Source organism: Paenibacillus sp. FSL K6-2524 (assembly GCF_038005525.1).
GTDB lineage: Bacteria > Bacillota > Bacilli > Paenibacillales > Paenibacillaceae > Fontibacillus > Fontibacillus anaericanus.
Genome location: NZ_JBBOSP010000001.1, coordinates 845469 through 862346 on the forward strand (window position 1 = coordinate 845469; position 16878 = coordinate 862346).

At 45.4% G+C, this 16878-nt stretch carries 16 protein-coding genes; 14 read left to right on the forward strand and 2 right to left on the reverse strand.

Going from position 1 to position 16878, the window contains the following annotated elements; translation table 11 throughout:
* Position 1: 1 nt before the first annotated feature.
* Genes NST85_RS03685 through NST85_RS03715 form a run of 7 tightly spaced genes read left to right on the forward strand, consistent with a single transcriptional unit; the run spans position 2 to position 7199 of the window.
* A complete protein-coding gene (locus NST85_RS03685) occupies positions 2 to 1624 on the forward strand; it encodes an ABC transporter substrate-binding protein (protein ID WP_127193950.1) in 1623 nt (540 codons plus the stop codon).
* Positions 1617 to 2603 (forward strand): ABC transporter permease, encoded by a 987-nt coding sequence (locus NST85_RS03690; RefSeq protein WP_307397776.1) that lies wholly within the window; start codon positions 1617 to 1619, stop codon positions 2601 to 2603. The genes NST85_RS03685 and NST85_RS03690 overlap by 8 nt, the downstream gene beginning before the upstream one ends.
* On the forward strand, positions 2603 to 3469 hold the full coding sequence (locus NST85_RS03695; protein WP_341188558.1) for an ABC transporter permease: 867 nt from the start codon (positions 2603 to 2605) through the stop codon (positions 3467 to 3469). The genes NST85_RS03690 and NST85_RS03695 overlap by 1 nt, the downstream gene beginning before the upstream one ends.
* Positions 3470 to 3474: 5 nt before the next feature.
* Complete coding sequence (locus NST85_RS03700) at positions 3475 to 4227, forward strand: ABC transporter ATP-binding protein (protein ID WP_307397774.1); 753 nt, start codon at positions 3475 to 3477, stop codon at positions 4225 to 4227.
* Positions 4224 to 4997, forward strand: coding sequence for an ABC transporter ATP-binding protein (locus tag NST85_RS03705; RefSeq protein WP_341188559.1), 774 nt, complete (start codon positions 4224 to 4226; stop codon positions 4995 to 4997). The genes NST85_RS03700 and NST85_RS03705 overlap by 4 nt, the downstream gene beginning before the upstream one ends.
* On the forward strand, positions 4997 to 6070 hold the full coding sequence (locus tag NST85_RS03710; RefSeq protein WP_341188560.1) for a pyridoxal-phosphate-dependent aminotransferase family protein: 1074 nt from the start codon (positions 4997 to 4999) through the stop codon (positions 6068 to 6070). Before NST85_RS03705 ends, NST85_RS03710 begins: the two co-directional genes overlap by 1 nt.
* Positions 6060 to 7199 carry an amidohydrolase family protein gene (locus NST85_RS03715; protein ID WP_341188561.1) on the forward strand — a complete coding sequence of 380 codons (1140 nt, stop codon included), beginning with the start codon at positions 6060 to 6062 and terminating at the stop codon, positions 7197 to 7199. The genes NST85_RS03710 and NST85_RS03715 overlap by 11 nt, the downstream gene beginning before the upstream one ends.
* Before the next feature lie 81 nt (positions 7200 to 7280).
* On the opposite strand, the gene acnA is transcribed toward NST85_RS03715, so the two are convergent.
* Complete coding sequence (acnA, locus tag NST85_RS03720; RefSeq protein ID WP_127193956.1) at positions 7281 to 10007, reverse strand: aconitate hydratase AcnA; 2727 nt, start codon at positions 10005 to 10007, stop codon at positions 7281 to 7283.
* Between the two features lie 244 nt (positions 10008 to 10251).
* On the opposite strand from acnA, the gene NST85_RS03725 reads away from it, so the two are divergent.
* The 7 genes from NST85_RS03725 (at position 10252) to NST85_RS03755 (ending at position 15953) form a co-directional block, all read left to right on the forward strand.
* A complete protein-coding gene (locus NST85_RS03725) occupies positions 10252 to 11247 on the forward strand; it encodes an amidase domain-containing protein (RefSeq protein ID WP_445671142.1) in 996 nt (331 codons plus the stop codon).
* Between the two features lie 27 nt (positions 11248 to 11274).
* Positions 11275 to 12372, forward strand: a complete 1098-nt coding sequence (locus NST85_RS03730; protein ID WP_127193958.1) for a D-alanine--D-alanine ligase — start codon at positions 11275 to 11277, stop codon at positions 12370 to 12372.
* Positions 12373 to 12408: 36 nt separating this feature from the next.
* Positions 12409 to 12732 carry a hypothetical protein gene (locus tag NST85_RS03735; RefSeq protein WP_127193959.1) on the forward strand — a complete coding sequence of 108 codons (324 nt, stop codon included), beginning with the start codon at positions 12409 to 12411 and terminating at the stop codon, positions 12730 to 12732.
* On the forward strand, positions 12729 to 13730 hold the full coding sequence (uvsE, locus tag NST85_RS03740) for a UV DNA damage repair endonuclease UvsE (protein WP_127193960.1): 1002 nt from the start codon (positions 12729 to 12731) through the stop codon (positions 13728 to 13730). The genes NST85_RS03735 and uvsE overlap by 4 nt, the downstream gene beginning before the upstream one ends.
* Before the next feature lie 79 nt (positions 13731 to 13809).
* Entirely contained in the window at positions 13810 to 14580 is a 771-nt protein-coding gene (gene fabI / locus NST85_RS03745) for an enoyl-ACP reductase FabI (protein ID WP_341188563.1), read from the forward strand.
* Positions 14581 to 14800: 220 nt separating this feature from the next.
* The gene (locus NST85_RS03750) at positions 14801 to 15649 is read left to right on the forward strand and encodes an inositol monophosphatase family protein (RefSeq protein WP_445671171.1); all 849 of its coding nucleotides are present in this window, start codon (positions 14801 to 14803) and stop codon (positions 15647 to 15649) included.
* 55 nt (positions 15650 to 15704) lie between these two features.
* Complete coding sequence (locus tag NST85_RS03755; protein ID WP_127193963.1) at positions 15705 to 15953, forward strand: hypothetical protein; 249 nt, start codon at positions 15705 to 15707, stop codon at positions 15951 to 15953.
* Between the two features lie 54 nt (positions 15954 to 16007).
* Here the strand turns inward: NST85_RS03755 and NST85_RS03760 are convergent, their stop codons facing one another.
* Entirely contained in the window at positions 16008 to 16772 is a 765-nt protein-coding gene (locus tag NST85_RS03760; RefSeq protein WP_341188565.1) for a class I SAM-dependent methyltransferase, read from the reverse strand.
* Positions 16773 to 16878 lie beyond the last annotated feature (106 nt).

Sequence of the window (16878 nt, forward strand, 5' to 3'; positions counted from 1 at the left end):
CATGTCAAAATTTAGCGCATTTCGTAGGAAGTCGTTCTTGGTTGGACCTTTATTGATTCTTTTATTGGTTTTTGTGGCAGGATGCTCCGGATCAAAGAATGATCAGGGCCAAAATAAAGATGCAAATCAAACCGTAAATCAAGGAACTAACCAAAGCAAAGTTGCCGATCAACCTGCAGAAGGTGGCACTTTTACGTATGGTCGTCCGGCTTCTGTAAACTCATTGGATTTACATAATCAAATTACGTCAAATAATGCTTTTGCAATTGATAAAGTATTTGAACCGCTAATTTCATTTAATAGTAAGGGTGAAATTGTAGATTGGCTTGCAAAGTCCCATACTGTTAGTACAGATGGTTTAACTTATACTTTTGTATTACGTGATGGTCTGAAGTTCTCTAACGGAACTGAAGTTACTGCTGAGGACGCAGTGTTCTCGCTTCAAAGGCATTTGGATGTTGGAGGTCCTTTGGCTATAGCAGCGCAGGTCGCGTCACTTAAGGCTCAAGACGCTGCAACCTTGGTGATTACGCTTAAAGAACCTTACACACCATTCATTTCAGAGCTAAGTAATTTCTCTAATGGTATAATTCCGAACAATTTTGGCGGCGTCTCCGAAGAGGAATTCTTTAAGAATCCCGTAGGTACTGGACCTTTTGTCGTTGAGACATGGGATAAGGCGGGTGATCTTACTTTCACCAAGAACCCTAACTATTGGCAGGAAGGTAAGCCTTATATCGACAAACTTGTCTACAAACTCATTGAAGATGACAGCCAAGCTATCAATCAGCTCAAGGCTGGTGAGGTAGACGCTATCGAGTCAGTAGCTCTTGGGAATGCAAATGAAATTAAGCAAGGGGCAGACACTACTGTGGTTACCAATGGTAGTTGGGTAACAGAACAGTTATTCTTCAATACGCTGGATGAGCATTTCTCTGATGTACATGTTCGTCGCGCGCTGGCACTAGCAATTGACCGTGAAGGATTGACCAATGCGCTTACCTTTGGTTATGCCCAGGTTGCAAACTCTTTGTTGCCACCGGCAATTCCCTACAACACAAACGATTCGATCAAAGCACTGGGATTCGATACAACTGCAGCCAAGGAAGAACTTGCAAAATCATCATTTCCTAGTGGGTTCTCGACGAAATTGCTTATCGCATCCGGAAACAGTGCAAGAGCTCAAGAGGCACAGATCATTCAAGCAGCTGCCAAAAGTATTGGTATAAATATTGAGATTGAATCCATAGAGTTGGCCTCATTCCGTGAGCGTTTCTTTGCTTATGATTTCTCAGCGATGATTAACAGTGGGCAGGCAGATTCTCCAGAAGCGAATTCGATCCTTGCTTTTCAGACAGATCCAGAAGGCTTCAGTAAGTCGTACTGGACTCATTACACGAACGATGAAGTTACTAAGCTCTTGTACGAGGGACAGAAAACGCTGGATGGGACAGAGCGTGGGGATATTTACGCCAAGCTTCAACAGACACTTGCTGATGAAGTTCCCTATATTCCGCTTTATTACCCAGATATTTTGAAAGGTGTCCGTTCTAATATTGATGGGATAGTTGTACTTCCTAACGGCAGCATTCGTTTTGAGGATGTTCATATTAAAAATGATTAAGTCTAGCAACCTGCTAAGAAAATTCGTAGATATAGATTCACCGCGCAGATGGCTACTGCTTGCTCTTATAAGAGCAGCAGTAGTGATCATCTGTGTAGTGACGGCAGTCTTTTTCATTATAAGGATTGTGCCGGGAGACCCCGCCAAAATGATCTTGGGGGAGTACAGCACGCCTGAGGCTATCGAGAGTATGCACCATACTCTCGGGCTGGATCTTCCTCTTTGGGAACAGTTCGTGCGCTTTGTGCAAAATCTCTTCATAAACGGAGATACCGGATCTTCGATTATTTCGGGTACCTCCTCAAGAGAACTTATTGCAGAGCGAGCTCCCGTTACGTTGCTGCTTATTGCGATGGCTAGCCTTTTGGCAATACTTATTTCACTTGTGCTTGCCACGCTTGCAGCAACTCATAAAGATAGACTGCTTGATCATATGATACGGATTTTTCCTACTATAACACTTGGTATGCCAGTTTTTTGGGTGGGCTTGTTACTTATTTTGATTTTTAGCGTTCGGCTAGGGTGGTTTCCCGTGGGGGGAGTCGGTGAAGGTGTGACTGGAACACTACACAGTCTTATTCTACCTGCGATAACTGTCGCATTTTCACAAATTCCTACACTAATTCGTTCTCTAAGGGCACAAATGTTGGAAGTGCTAGAATCGGATTTTGTCGTCACCTTGAAGGCGGCGGGAATACCGAATAGGGTTATTCTAATGAAGCATGTTCTGCGTAATTCCGCGCTTCCTACCCTTATGCTCCTTGGCGTAAACATCTCCTACCTGATTGGTGGTACGTTGGTTGTTGAACAGGTATTTGGCATCAAAGGTATAGGAAGTTTACTTTTTTCATCCATTTCAAAACGGGATTTCCCGGTTATACAAGGTATAGCTCTTTACTGTGCGATATCTGTAGTAATCATCAGCCTCCTGATCGAAATCGCTTCCTGGCGGCTTGATCCCAGAACGAAAGGAAAATAATGAAACCCACACTATTAGACCTTCCATTGCAAGCGGACGATAAGAATAAACGTATCATCAATAGAATACTTAATACTCCATCTCTATTAGTGGGAAGTATCATGCTAATAATCTTGGTAGGCTTGGCTGTGCTGGCGCCGTTTATAAGCCCTTACCATCCTTCCGACCAGAATCTGTATGCTATCTTGCAGCCCCCATCATCTGAGCATTGGCTGGGGACTGATCAACTGGGACGTGATTTATTTACGAGGCTCATTTATGCCGCGCGGACGGATTTGAAAATCATGGTGTTGGCAGAGATTATACCTTTTTGCACGGGTGTGTTTCTGGGGATGCTTGCTGGATATTACGGTAAATGGATAGATACGCTTATTACATTAGTGACCGATACTTTTATTGCCTTTCCCTTCTATCTGATTGTAATTATAGTGGCCTTTGCCAGTGGCGCAGGTCAACGGGGGATATATATCACCTTTATCTTGGTGGGCTGGATTGTATATGCACGTGTAATTAAAGGCCTTAGTGCATCGTTTCGCAAGCAGGAATGGGTAGCTTCGGCTCAAACCCTTGGGATACCAGGGGTAAAAATCATACTGCGGCATCTACTGCCTAATGTACTTCCCCAAGCAGTGGTAGTACTTATGACGGATATGGTTGGTTTGCTTGTGGCTATTGTTACGCTGGGTTATCTCGGTATCGGCATCGCGCCGCCTACTCCGGATTGGGGAACTATGATTTCTGATGGTCAATCCTTTATAACCACAGCTTGGTGGCTTTCAGCAGTTCCGGGACTCGCCGTCGTATACACGGGAATAGCGTTATCCCTTGTGGGTGATGGTCTGGCAGACTTATGGAGGAGAAAATGATTTCTATGAATCCGATTTTGGAAATAGAAGGACTGTCGCTTGCTGCAAAATCTAAAAAACAACTAGTCACCAATGTAAGTCTTTCGGTTGGAGCGGGCGAAAGCTTGGGGATTGTAGGCGAATCCGGATCAGGGAAATCGCTTACTTTGCGTTCCATCCTTGGTTTACTCCCACGTGGTGTAGAACAAGTCAGTGGGGTCATCAAATGTGATGGTAGAGCTGCTATGATCTTTCAAGACCCGAGAGGAGCGCTTGATCCTCTATGTCCGGTTGTCCGGCAGCTTGCTGAGGTAGTGTACTACAGACAGAATGTAAGCCGGAGGGCTTCACGAACCATAGCTTTGGAACTGCTTGAAATGCTTGGTCTTCCTGATTCTTTAAAGCATACGGATCGATACCCTAGCCAACTTTCAGGCGGACAATGTCAACGTATTGTAATCGCCATAGCTTTAGCGTGCAAGCCGGGTATACTTCTTTGTGATGAACCGACCACAGCGCTTGACGTTACGGTTCAGCAGCAGATAATCGAGACAATTACACGACTTCAAAGCGAACTTGGATTTGCCATCGTGTTTGTAACTCACAATCTTGCCATTGCTGCTGCGATGTGCTCCAAGCTTTGTGTTATGAAAGAGGGTAAGATCGTTGAACGTGGTGACTCCTTAAGCCTTCTGCAAAACCCACAGGACCCCTATACGCAGATGCTTATTAATGCGGTACTTCCTTTACCAGAGTTTGAAAGGGGTGCAGGTGTATGAAGACAGCATTGCGGATAGAAAATTTGTCAGTTCATTATGGTAAATTTACTGCCTTGGACAACGTAAGCTTGGAGCTACAGCAGCATACTACACTTGGTCTCGTGGGCGAATCTGGTTCAGGTAAATCAACTCTTGCTCGAGTAATAGCCGGACTGATTACCCCTGATGAGGGACAAGTCGTGCTGGGTTCTCAAACACTAGGGAAGAAGCGAAGCCGGGAACAGCATAAAATGATCCAAATGATATTTCAAAATCCGGATTCATCGCTTAATCCAAAACATACAATTAGGCAAATTCTTGCCGAAGCGCTGCTGTTTCATAAAATTGTTGAACGTTCTGGGGTGGATAAAAGATGTAAGGAGCTTCTGGCGCGTGTTCATATCGACGAAAGATCCCTTGACAGATACCCTCATGAATTTTCCGGCGGTCAGCGCCAGCGGATTGCAATTGCTCGCGCCTTAAGCGTTGAGCCAAGTATACTTATTGCGGATGAACCAACGAGCGCATTGGATGTTTCGGTACAGCTGAGTGTGCTTGAACTCTTTAACCATCTCAAATCGGAGCTTAATCTAACGCTGCTGTTTATCTCTCATGACCTAGGAGTTATAAATGCGATAAGTGATACTGTTGCGGTAATGCGTCATGGAAAGGTTCTTGAGATTAACCCTAAGGAACAATTCTTTACTCACCCGGAGACGTCTTATAGCCGCGAGCTATTGGCGGCTGTTCCAAGAATGCCAACATCCAACATCGAAGGAGGTATTTCATAATGAGTCAAGATAATAAAGGATTTCGACCTCTTACTCTATCGGAGTTTGATACACTCACTCACTTGCTCTCTAAACTTTTATCAACTCAACAATCCCCGGTAATTATTCCGGGCGAGGCAATCCTGGGAATTGAGGCCATAGCAGCAGGCATATCCGCTCCCGGTCGCAAGATTCTCAATATAGTGACAGGTCCCTATGGAGATATTTTCGGAAAATGGCTTGAACGTGGTGGAGCAGAGGTCATTGAGGTTAAAGTGCCCTTTGATGAAGTAATAACGGTAGAAGTAGTTACTGCAGCGATAGAACGTTATAATCCATGTGCGCTTTCTTTCGTGCAGGGAGAAGCGGTCACAGGGGGCACTAATCCGACAAAGGAAATACTGGATATCGCACGCCGATCAAACCTCATAACCGTGGCAGATTCCGTTTCGGCAATCGGGGGAGAGCCGGTGCTTATGGACGAGTGGGGCATTGATTTTGTAGCTATTGGTGCACAAAAAGCGCTAGCCGGTCCCAACGGGATTAGCGCTGTGGGGATTTCCTCGCGTGGCTGGGAATTTCTAGCTTCCAACGAACATGCACCACGTAATTCCATTCTATCCTTGCTTGACTTAAGATGTCCCCATACTAGTTCGGCTCCACTGAGAGTTCCCGCCAATATCCCTGTGTTAGAAGCCCGGGCACTTATAGAAGCATTAACACTTGTGGAGCAGGAAGGCTTAGAAGTAGTTAACCATCGTCATCAGTTAGCATCGACTGCTGCAATTGCGGGGATTACAGCCTTAGGCCTTGAACCATGGCAACGGAAAGAAAGTGGCTACTCACCGCTGACTACAACTGTGCGGATTCCTCAAAGTGATAGCAATCTCCGTATCAATGAACCTATAGGCATTGTGGCTCCAGGAGATGGAGAACTGTATGGTAAGCTCTTACGCATTAACCATTTTGGTGCGAATGCCAACCAGCAAAGCATTGAACAAGCTATCACAACGCTAGCAGAACTAGTGCATCAAGACCCTGCAAATGCAATTGCTGTCCAAAGGTCAATCTGGGGGAATGAAGATGGGCGCTGAATTTCAACAAGATCAAACATTTGAAAAAATATATATTGCGGGGATAGCTGATAAGCGATTCGATATAACGATAAGTAATGGGCGGTTTTCGTCCATTCGTGAGTCTATAACCTCGACCGATCAACCCAATAATCCAGCCAAGGATGTATGGATTTCTCCGGGTATAATTGATCTTCATACGCATTTGGCATGGACGGATTTTGATCATGCTGATCAGTTAAAGCGTGCTGATCTGGAAGTAGAAGTCTTGCAAGCACAAGCTTTTGAGGCAACGCTACGGGCCGGAGTCACTACAGTGCGTGATGCGGGTGGACTTCAGCCAAGTACTGTACAGCATATAGGTCAGCATTACAACCAGCCGTTAAGAGTTCACACCTGCGGTGATATGCTTGGAGCTCATGATGCACGAGGGATTAAGTATTTGGAATCACGGGTCACAGAAATTATTAATTCGGGGGCAAGCTGGATTAAGATCCTTGCAACGGGGGGATTGGGTTCACCATCAGATACCGTATTGAACCCGATTTTTTCAGAGGAAGAATTCACTTTCATAGTGCGTAGCGCCCACGCACGGAACATAAAAGTATTGGTTCATACTTGGGGCGGGATTACTATTGACTGGGCTATTAATGCTGGTGTGGAATCTATTGAGCATGGAATGTATTTAACCGAGGCTCAAGCCAATCGACTTGCTCAATCCAAGACAGCATTTGTGCCTACGGCTTCCATTTATCGTATAGCAGCAGATCCATCTGGAGTTCTTTCCTTGAACCAAGAAATTTGTGATCGTGCCGCTCGTGCCGCCGAAGCTCACCCTAAAGCCATTAATTATGCCAAGAGAGCAGGAGCACGAATTGTATTCGGTACGGATTATGCTACACCTGCGCTTCATGGATGCAACCTTGAAGAGTTAGAGACACTAATCGATTGTGGATTAACTCGTAAAGAGGCATGGCAAGCTGCTACGGAGTTTGCCGCCGAAGTTTTGGGATATGGGAACAGTCTGGGACGTATAGAAGAGAATTTCACAGCAGATGCGATTATCTTTGATGCTGATCCATATAAGTCGCAAAATGCTAAGGCTTTGCAGGAAAGTATCGTAACCGTAGTTACTGGAGTAGTAGAATAGAATTGGAATAACAAAATGTCCCATAAGCCTTATCATGGCCTATGGGACATTTTTATTGTTTAATTAGCCTCTGAACTGTAATTAGTTCACTACACCCTGAATCATTTGACGGAGTACGGTTTGTAGAATACCACCGTTGTAGTAGTAATCCACATCGACCATGCTGTCGAGACGAGCGATTGCTGGGAATTCAAACTGTGTGCCATCCTCACGGGTAGCGATAACAGTCAGAACTTGACCTGGCTTCACATCGTTGCTGAGACCGACAATATCGAAAGTCTCTGTGCCATCGATGCCAAGGGTTTTCCAACCATGGCCCTCTTGGAATTGGAGCGGAAGAACGCCCATACCAACGAGGTTACTCCGGTGAATACGTTCGAAGCTTTCTGCAATGACGGCTTTTACGCCAAGCAGATAAGTTCCTTTGGCTGCCCAGTCACGGGAACTGCCTGTGCCGTATTCTTTACCAGCGATAACTACTAGGTTCTGTCCATCTTCCTGATATTTCATCGAAGCGTCGTAGATCGACATTAGCGCATCCGTAGGTAAGTATTTCGTGATGCCACCTTCTGTACCTGGAGCGACTTGGTTCCGAATACGAATGTTCGCGAAGGTACCGCGCATCATCACTTCATGGTTACCACGACGTGAGCCATAGGAATTGAAGTCTTTACGAGCAACCCCGTGATCATTCAGATAAGTACCAGCAGGGCTAGTTGGCGTAATGCTACCGGCTGGAGAGATATGGTCAGTGGTTACGGAATCGCTAAGTAGGGCAAGAACGCGTGCTCCGCGAATGTCGGCAATATCTTGTAATCCTTCACCGATTTTCTCGAAGAACGGCGGATTTTGAATGTAGGTAGAGTTCTCATCCCACTCGTAGAGTTCACCTTCGGGAACGGGAATGGAATTCCAACGCTCATTTTGAGTGAATACATTCTCATATTTGCTGCGGAACATTTCCGGGCTGAGCGACTGGTTAATAGCTTCTTTAATCTCAGCAGAAGAAGGCCAGATATCCTTCAAATATACCGGCTGTTCATTGTTATCATAGCCGATAGGATCATTTTGCAAATCAATGTTGACTGTACCTGCTAACGCATAAGCAACAACGAGTGGAGGAGAGGCCAAATAGTTGGCTTTCACCTGTGCGTGAACGCGTCCCTCAAAATTCCGGTTACCGGAGAGGACAGCGGCGACAGTAAGATCGTTGTCTGCGATAGCTGCATTAACTTCGTCTGGAAGTGGACCTGAGTTACCGATACAGGTAGCGCAACCGTAGCCAGCCACATGGAAGCCAAGCTCTTCGAGCGGCTTAATGAGTCCTGCTTTGTTCAGGTATTCCGTTACGACAAGGGAACCAGGTGTCAAACTGCTCTTCACATAGTCTGGTTTTTTCAGTCCACGTTCTACAGCTTTCTTCGCCAGTAGTCCAGCACCCACCATAACACTAGGGTTAGATGTATTCGTACAACTTGTAATAGCGGCGATGACAACTGCACCCGCACCGAATTCACTCGTATTACCATTCGGGTGTTTCACAGTTACTTTTTGGGCTATTTTCTCATCAGTGAGACCATATCCACCTTTTTCAACTGGTGTGCGGATAATTGAGTTAAAGTTTTCTTTCATTTGAGTAAGTTCAATGCGGTCTTGTGGACGCTTAGGTCCTGCAAGACTTGGTACAACCGAAGCAAGATCTAGTTCGATCAAGTCGGTGAATTGTGGATCTTCTGTATCATTTGTACGGAACATACCTTGTGCACGGTAATAGGCTTCCACGAGTGCAATTTGCTCGTCTGTACGACCTGTGCTACGAAGATAAGCCAGTGTCTCATCATCTACTGGGAAATAACCCATTGTAGCGCCGTATTCTGGTGCCATATTAGCAACCGTAGCACGGTCAGCTAGACCGATATTAGCAAGGCCTGGTCCGTAGAACTCTACGAATTTACCGACAACACCTTTCTTACGTAACATTTCCGTTACGGTAAGAGCAAGGTCAGTTGCTGTTGCGCCCTCAGTAAGACTACCTACCAATTTAAAACCAATGACCTCAGGTGCTACAAAGTACAATGGTTGTCCTAACATACCAGCCTCGGCTTCAATTCCTCCTACACCCCAGCCTACAACGCCCAAACCGTTGATCATCGTTGTGTGAGAATCCGTTCCAACGAGAGAATCAGGGAATACTACAGTTTCTCCGTCTACCGTCTTAGTTGCAGCTACGGATGCTAGATACTCTAGGTTAACTTGGTGAACGATACCTGTAGCCGGAGGTACGGCACGGAAATTATTAAATGCAGTCTGTGCCCAACGAAGAAAACGATAACGCTCTTCATTCCGTTCAAATTCAATATTCATATTATAATCCAATGCTTCCGAAGTACCGAAAGCATCGACCATGACAGAGTGATCGATTACGAGATCAACAGGAACCAAAGGATTAATCTGTTTTGGATCTCCGCCAGCTTTCTTCACGGTATCGCGCATTGCAGCTAAATCTACAACGACCGGAACTCCTGTGAAGTCTTGAAGCACGATTCGAGCGGGGATAAATGGAATCTCTTTGCTATCGTCTTGATCTTGACCTTCACCCCATCCGGCAATTTGCTTCACATGCTCGTGGGTGATGGCTCTACCATCAAATTGGCGAACAGCAGCTTCAAGCAGTACTTTAATAGAGAAAGGCAATTTAGAAATTTTACCGAGCCCTTGTTCTTCCAGAGCTTGCAGGTCGTAATAGCGGTAGTTTTTCCCGCCTACTTCTAGCGTGCGGCAATTGGAGAAGAAATCTTTGGTTGACATAAACGAACCTCCTTGTTTCACTACGTGAAACACAATTTCAAAAAACTCACTATATTCAGTATACCGTCCTCCTGTCGGTGAGTAAAGAACTTTTTGACTCATAGTAACCTCTAAAATGATCCAATTGTCGCTAATGAATAGGCTTTCAAGACAATTCACTCCCATCCGTTTTCGCAGTGCTAAGGAACATACCGAGCCCTCCGTGCTCATATAATTTGGAAGATAGTAAAGGAGGCGGTCGTTGATGGATGGTTGGAGAAATACACTGTCTATATATGTGAACCAGTACAATCAAGATGAGGTCGACTATGGAACTCGGAGCCAAAGTACAGTAGTTACCGATCTAGAATATTTGATGAGTCGTGGTGGACGGAAACATAGGTTGGATCAATGGTACAAAGAGAGAAGAGCCGTACCGTTACGGAATGAGACACGGGCCAAACTCATTCGTGAAATACAAAACCGTGAAGGTGAGATTGAAGTTGAATTACAGTTTTTTCGGACAACATACTACAACAAAGGTGGTGCTAGGCATCAGGAGGAGCGGGTCGAAGAACAACGATTGACGCTGGTGCGAGATGAAGAAGATTGGTTCATAACTCGGATCGAACATCGTGTACCGGAGAGACATGCTTCATTTATATTGCCGCGCTATCAAACTGAGAACGTAGATTCGAAAAATGGCCCAAGTAGTCCCTTTTTAAATAAAGAGCTATTAGGTGGGGTGGCTCGAAGTACAGCATATCGACGGAAAGATGCGGTTCAGTACGCGGATAAATGGTGGAATGATTTCAATCCAGAATTCTCCACATTTGAAGTGGATTGTACCCATTTTATCTCGCAATGCCTCTTTGCAGGCGGTGCCCCAATAAACTATACTGGAAAAAGAGAATCGGGCTGGTGGTACAAGGGATATGTTAACGGTAAAGAAGCTTGGAGCTTCAGTTGGGCCGTTGCCGGTGGGTTAGAACGTCATTTGACACACAGCAGATCTGGGTTGCGGGCAGAAGTGGTGGATCGACCGGAACAGCTTCAGCTAGGAGACGTTATTATTTATGATTGGGATGGAGACGGCGCATACCAGCACAGTACAATCGTCACTGCATTTGACGCAGGAGGAATGCCTCTAGTAAACGCTCATACTACACCAAGTAGACATCGTTACTGGGATTACAAGGATTCTTATGCGTGGACCGAGAACACCGTATACCGTTTTTTCCATATCGCGGACTGGTTCTGACTATTATATAGAAGAGAGATGTTACCCATGGTACAGGACAAATTGAACGTAGGGTTGATTTACGGCGGCAAATCGGGAGAGCATGAAGTGTCACTACAGACGGCTTTTGCGGTTTCCAAAGCGTTTAATTATGATAAATATGAACTCATTCCATTTTACATCACAAAGCGGGGAGAATGGAGAGTAGGGACCAAATTATCCGGGCCATTCGCTGCATTAGAAGAACTAAAGCTAGAAGAGGGCGCTGGTGATACTACGGCTGCTATTCAATCATTATTTGGAAAGCTAGCGTCTGGTAAAGCTGCGATTGATGTAGCTTTTCCGCTGCTGCATGGAACTTATGGAGAAGATGGCACGATTCAAGGATTATTCGAAATGGCAGACTTGCCGTATGTAGGGGCAGGTGTATTATCCTCCGCAGCGGGTATGGACAAAGTTGTCATGAAGAAATTGTTCGCCGACGCAGGACTTGAACAATGTAAGTATTGCTATTTCACCGCTTCAGAATGGAAAAATGGTAGTCATGCTTTGATACAAGACATCGAACAGAAACTAGGGTATCCTTGCTTCGTGAAGCCGGCCAATCTAGGTTCAAGTGTTGGTATCTCCAAAGCAAGAACTAGAGAGGAATTGTTGAACTCGATCGCGCTTGCCTTCCGTTATGATGTGAAAGTTCTAGTCGAAGAATTCGTTGACGCTCGTGAGGTTGAGGTAGGCGTGCTTGGTAACGATGAGCCGCAGGCGTCTGTTCCTGGGGAAATCGTAACTTCTGGGGAATACTATGATTATCAGGCTAAATATCTCGATGGCAAATCACAGATGTTGATTCCGGCACCACTGGATACAGAACTGGCGGATCGTGTACGTGATCTGGCAATCACAGCTTTTAAAGCGGTCGCAGGGAGTGGTTTGTGCCGCGCTGATTTCTTTGTGACCAAGACGGATCAGAAGATTTGGATTAATGAAGTGAACACGATGCCGGGATTCACCCCATTTAGCATGTATCCGCTGCTTTGGCGTGAAACAGGGCTTTCTTACGAAGCTTTGCTTGACCGGCTTATTGGGTTAGCGCTTGAACGTTATGAGTCTCGTCAGAATCTTGATTTCGAGAATGGTGTAAAATAGGTAGTTCTATCCCAAGAGAGAAAGGAAGCGATGATCATGGGCTTTCAGACGGAATTCAACTCGGTATGTAAATTTAAAAACGAGCAAGAACTTTATGAACTACTAGAATATGGACGCGGCAAAATGCTGAAGGATGGACTGCGTGTTTTCCCTACGGGACAAAAAGTAATTGCGTATACTCCAGAAAATAAGGCTGTTGCTATCGTAAAAATAACAGCTAGTGTTGCGGAGATTAATTTTAATGGTAAAGAAGTAACTTCGGTGGAACTACAACTTGTTCGTCAATTGACGGAAGAAGAATCTGCGATGCAGACGGCACTTGCGTATGAGATGTTCTTTGGGGACGTGGACGCTGAGTGATTGTCCGTTTTGGGTATGTCGCGATGTCTACAGTAGTGGGGAATGCTTCACCATCTAAGACGATGACGTTTAAGACGTTCAGTGGACTGGCCGACCGGGAAGCCGGATTGCGCCGACTAGAGACTATATCCACGGAGAATTTACACAATACGCTGCGGCTGCTTAGGCATAGTCTTGCTCATGATATTCAAGTTTATCGTTTCTCGTCCAAATTGGTTCCATTAGCAACTCATTTGTCACTTGTGGATTGGAACCCATTTGAGGCATTACGGGAGCCTTTTGCTAAGGTCGGGGATTTTGTTAAGAAACATGGGATGAGAGTATCCTTTCATCCAGATCATTTCACTGTACTCAGCACCCCGCGCCCGGAGGTTCTGAAGAGTTCAATACGCGATTTAGAACATCATATGGCGATGTTTGCTGCTATGGGCTTGGATGGACGAGCGAAAAACAATATCCATATCGGTGGTGCTTACGGGGACAAGCCCTTAGCAGCAGAGCGGTTTAGGGAAGTTGTGAGGAATCTTCCGGAGAAGATGAAACAACAGCTCACATTTGAGAACGATGACAAAACCTTTAATGCCCCGGAAACGCTTAAGGTATGTGAGGATTTAGGTATTCCGATGGTACTCGATATACATCATCAATGGGTTAACAACGAAGGGGAAGATCCCGGTGATTTGTGGCCGAGGATCTTAAAAACATGGAGCACTCCATATGCACAGGCGGATTCACCCATGAATGATCCTCTGCCACCGAAGATTCATGCTTCTAGTCCCAAGAGTGCAAGTGACCCGCGTGGACATGCAGATCATGTTATCGTTGGACCTCTACTGCAGTTTCTTCGACAGATCGCCCCAATGACAGAGCGTGTGGATGTGATGCTGGAAGCGAAGCTGAAAGATGGTGCGTTGTTCGCCTTGATGGGAGATCTGGCCAAATATCAAGGAGATGGCGTGGAGATTGTGGATGAAGCCAGTGTTCGAATTACACCTTAGCACAGCCTTTATCTTGAAAAATAAAGGGAAATACGGTAAGTTGTACAAAATGAAGGTGTTAATTTGAGGAGGTTCATTCATGGGTGATTTATTAGCTGGAAAGAATATTATCGTTATGGGCGTAGCCAATGAGCGCAGCATTGCATGGGCGATTGCACAAAGTTTGGCAGCGCAAGGCGCACGCCTGGCATTTACATATGAGAGTGAACGAGTGGAGAGTCGGGTTCGTAAACTAGCAGAGAATATCCCGAATGCACTCATTCTGCCATGTAATGTAGCGATGGATGAGGAAATCGATAAGCTTGCGGAAACTCTTCGAAGCGAATTCGGTGTGTTGCACGGACTAGTGCATAGCATAGCCTATGCTAAAGTCGATGATTTGGCTGGAGGATTTGTAGAGACGTCCCGGGATGGATTCGCTTTAGCGCATGACATTAGTGTATTCTCACTTGTGGCGGTATCGCAGCGACTTGCTCCACTCATGACCGAAGGCGGCAGTATTGTGACAATGACTTACATGGGCGCTGAACGCGTTATGCGTAACTATAATGTCATGGGTGTAGCCAAAGCAGCGCTTGAAGCCTCGGTTCGTTATCTTGCGAACGATCTTGGACCTAATAACATCCGAGTTAATGCGATTTCTGCAGGACCGATCCGCACGTTGGCAGCAAAAGGGATCAGCGAATTTAACTCCATTCTGAAGATGGTTGAAGAGAAGGCACCTTTGCGAAAGACAACAGATACGGCAGAAGTAGGCGATACGGCGATGTTCTTAATGAGTCATCTCTCGCGCGGTATTACCGGTGAAGTTATCTTCGTTGACGGTGGATTTAATATTGTAGGTGTATAATAAGCTAAGCATAGAGATGAAGTTCGTTTACATGGGGGAGAATAGTCCCTGGTTACGGACTTTTTGTTTAGATAAGGTAGGAATAAGGGCGGCCTGTTTATGACTGAACAGGGAGAAAACGACGCAACTTTGCTTGTCATGGGGCGTATAGTTTTAAAAAGGATAATATCTGAGGGAAAAGTATAGTATAGAAGGTGGAGTGAAACCATTGGAATCTAAAATGAAAGTTCCTTATGTGGTAGGCAGTAAAAGTCCAACAGCCGTGGCGATTAATTGTGCGTCAAAGGCGGGAGAGTGGATTAAGAGTAGGCTTGGATTGGTTAAAGAATTAGATACGAAGCTCTCCGCGCAGGATTTGGTCACCGATGTTGACAAGGGAGCCGAACTGATGATTCGTAAGCTTATCCTAACGCATTTTCCAGATCACGATATTCTGGGAGAGGAAGATGTAGCACCAGGAGCTGCGGCTGCGGTGAAGGCATTGTCTGAGGTGAGAGATTCTGAATATTTATGGATTGTAGATCCGATTGACGGGACAACCAATTTCGTTCACGGATTCCCATATTTCTGTGTATCGATCGCGTTGGCATATAAAGGGGAAGTCATAGTTGGAGTAATTTACGACCCGATTCGGGACGAACTATTCGTAGCAGAGAAGGGCAAAGGCGCCTATATTCATGGTAAAAAGTCCGAAGTATCTAACGATGGCAGCCTAAGCGATAGTATCCTTGCGATTGGGTTTAATCCTGACCGGGATTTTGCACTTCCGGTAAATATGAAAGGAATCACGGCGTTGTCAGGGGAAGTTCGTAGCCTTCGCGCAGTTGGTTCCGCGGCTCTACATCTCGCTTATGTAGCGACAGGGCGCGTTAGTGGATATTATGAAGTAGGACTGAACTCTTGGGATGTAGCGGCAGGTGTACTGCTTGTTACAGAATCAGGAGGCGTCGTAAGTGATACTGCTGGTAATCCGTATCATCTTGGGGTACGTAACTTGGTAGCTACCAATGGTAAAATTCATGCGGAATTGCTGGAAACTCTAAGCGCAGCAGACGCAACGGGATTATAAGTATTTAGGCAAGTGACACATGAAAAGATTAGAACCAGAAGGAGTGGCAGATAAGATGAGCGAAGAGAAAGAATTGGAAAGAGAGCTCAGCGAGATGCTGGCGGATGGGGATAACCGTAGTGTGGAAGAACGCCGGGAGGAAGAGCGGAGGCTCTTATCTCCTAAATATGAGATACGGATCCAGACGCAGTTGGATCCTATTGTAGAAGAAACACTCAAATATCGAAGCATGGCGAAAGAAATAGACGATCGCTATGATAACTATTTAAAGAAAACCAAACATGAGGACAAGGGCTCCGAATAGTCGAGGCCCATAGTCCCACTAGCATGAAGGCGTCCCGAATTTTCGGGGCGTTTTTTATTTTATCGCTACGATCCTTAACCGTTTGTAATCTGCATACCAAGCTCCGTCTCGGAATAACGAGGTTCGGCATGCATGGCTTATTTTATCAAAAATGAACGCTTTCTCCGTTGCATTGAATCCCTGAAAGAACTCATCAGCTGCTAATCCTGAGAGCCAGTGGAAGAGACCATTTTCTCCGTCTTGTAGTAATGTTGGGCGATCAAAATGAACCGCGTAGGTTACACGAAATCCTTGTTGTTCTAATAAGCTACTGTACTCACCAATACTTGGGAAATACCACGGATTCAACCCTTCCGCATCGACCCCGTACTCTCCTAGTACCCCATAGATAGACTTAACGATGGTATCACAGTTTCCCTGACCTCCGAATTCAGCTACAAAACGTCCACCAGGCTTTAGTGCATTCCATATAGAAGCTACCACACTCGAGGCATTCTTCACCCAATGTAAGGCAGCATTTGAGAAGACGGCATCCACGGGTTGATCAAGCGTAAACTGTTCAGCGTTGCCAACTCTGAAATCATTCTCAGGATATTTGTTACTCGCCTGTTCAATCATTTGTGCTGAATAATCCATCCCCAGAACATAGGCTCCTGATTGGGCAATTTCATGACTTAGATCCCCCGTTCCACATCCCAAATCGAGAATTTGTTCTCCCTGCTGTGCATTCAGCAGTTCCACTACACCTTTACCGTACTTAGAAACAAACCCCAATTTCTCATCATACAATGTTGGTTTCCAAACATGACTTGATCCCATCTTCCAATCACTCCTTCTACATTTAGATTGAGTCTATTGTGGCATAAGAATATCGATTGTTTAAATATATAGATTGAATAGAGATTATAGGTTATTCCTATCCACA

What these genes read in the sequence shown, in the direction of transcription:
- NST85_RS03695 (WP_341188558.1), top strand. Translation starts at nt 2,603, where the DNA reads ATGAAACCCACACTATTAGACCTTCCATTGCAAGCGGACGATAAGAAT.
- NST85_RS03755 (WP_127193963.1), top strand. Translation starts at nt 15,705, where the DNA reads ATGAGCGAAGAGAAAGAATTGGAAAGAGAGCTCAGCGAGATGCTGGCG.
- NST85_RS03700 (WP_307397774.1), top strand. Translation starts at nt 3,475, where the DNA reads ATGAATCCGATTTTGGAAATAGAAGGACTGTCGCTTGCTGCAAAATCT.
- NST85_RS03760 (WP_341188565.1), bottom strand. Translation starts at nt 16,772, where the DNA reads ATGGGATCAAGTCATGTTTGGAAACCAACATTGTATGATGAGAAATTG.
- NST85_RS03735 (WP_127193959.1), top strand. Translation starts at nt 12,409, where the DNA reads ATGGGCTTTCAGACGGAATTCAACTCGGTATGTAAATTTAAAAACGAG.
- NST85_RS03705 (WP_341188559.1), top strand. Translation starts at nt 4,224, where the DNA reads ATGAAGACAGCATTGCGGATAGAAAATTTGTCAGTTCATTATGGTAAA.
- NST85_RS03710 (WP_341188560.1), top strand. Translation starts at nt 4,997, where the DNA reads ATGAGTCAAGATAATAAAGGATTTCGACCTCTTACTCTATCGGAGTTT.
- NST85_RS03730 (WP_127193958.1), top strand. Translation starts at nt 11,275, where the DNA reads ATGGTACAGGACAAATTGAACGTAGGGTTGATTTACGGCGGCAAATCG.
- NST85_RS03690 (WP_307397776.1), top strand. Translation starts at nt 1,617, where the DNA reads ATGATTAAGTCTAGCAACCTGCTAAGAAAATTCGTAGATATAGATTCA.
- fabI (WP_341188563.1), top strand. Translation starts at nt 13,810, where the DNA reads ATGGGTGATTTATTAGCTGGAAAGAATATTATCGTTATGGGCGTAGCC.
- NST85_RS03715 (WP_341188561.1), top strand. Translation starts at nt 6,060, where the DNA reads ATGGGCGCTGAATTTCAACAAGATCAAACATTTGAAAAAATATATATT.
- acnA (WP_127193956.1), bottom strand. Translation starts at nt 10,007, where the DNA reads ATGTCAACCAAAGATTTCTTCTCCAATTGCCGCACGCTAGAAGTAGGC.
- NST85_RS03750 (WP_445671171.1), top strand. Translation starts at nt 14,801, where the DNA reads ATGAAAGTTCCTTATGTGGTAGGCAGTAAAAGTCCAACAGCCGTGGCG.
- NST85_RS03685 (WP_127193950.1), top strand. Translation starts at nt 2, where the DNA reads ATGTCAAAATTTAGCGCATTTCGTAGGAAGTCGTTCTTGGTTGGACCT.
- NST85_RS03725 (WP_445671142.1), top strand. Translation starts at nt 10,252, where the DNA reads ATGGATGGTTGGAGAAATACACTGTCTATATATGTGAACCAGTACAAT.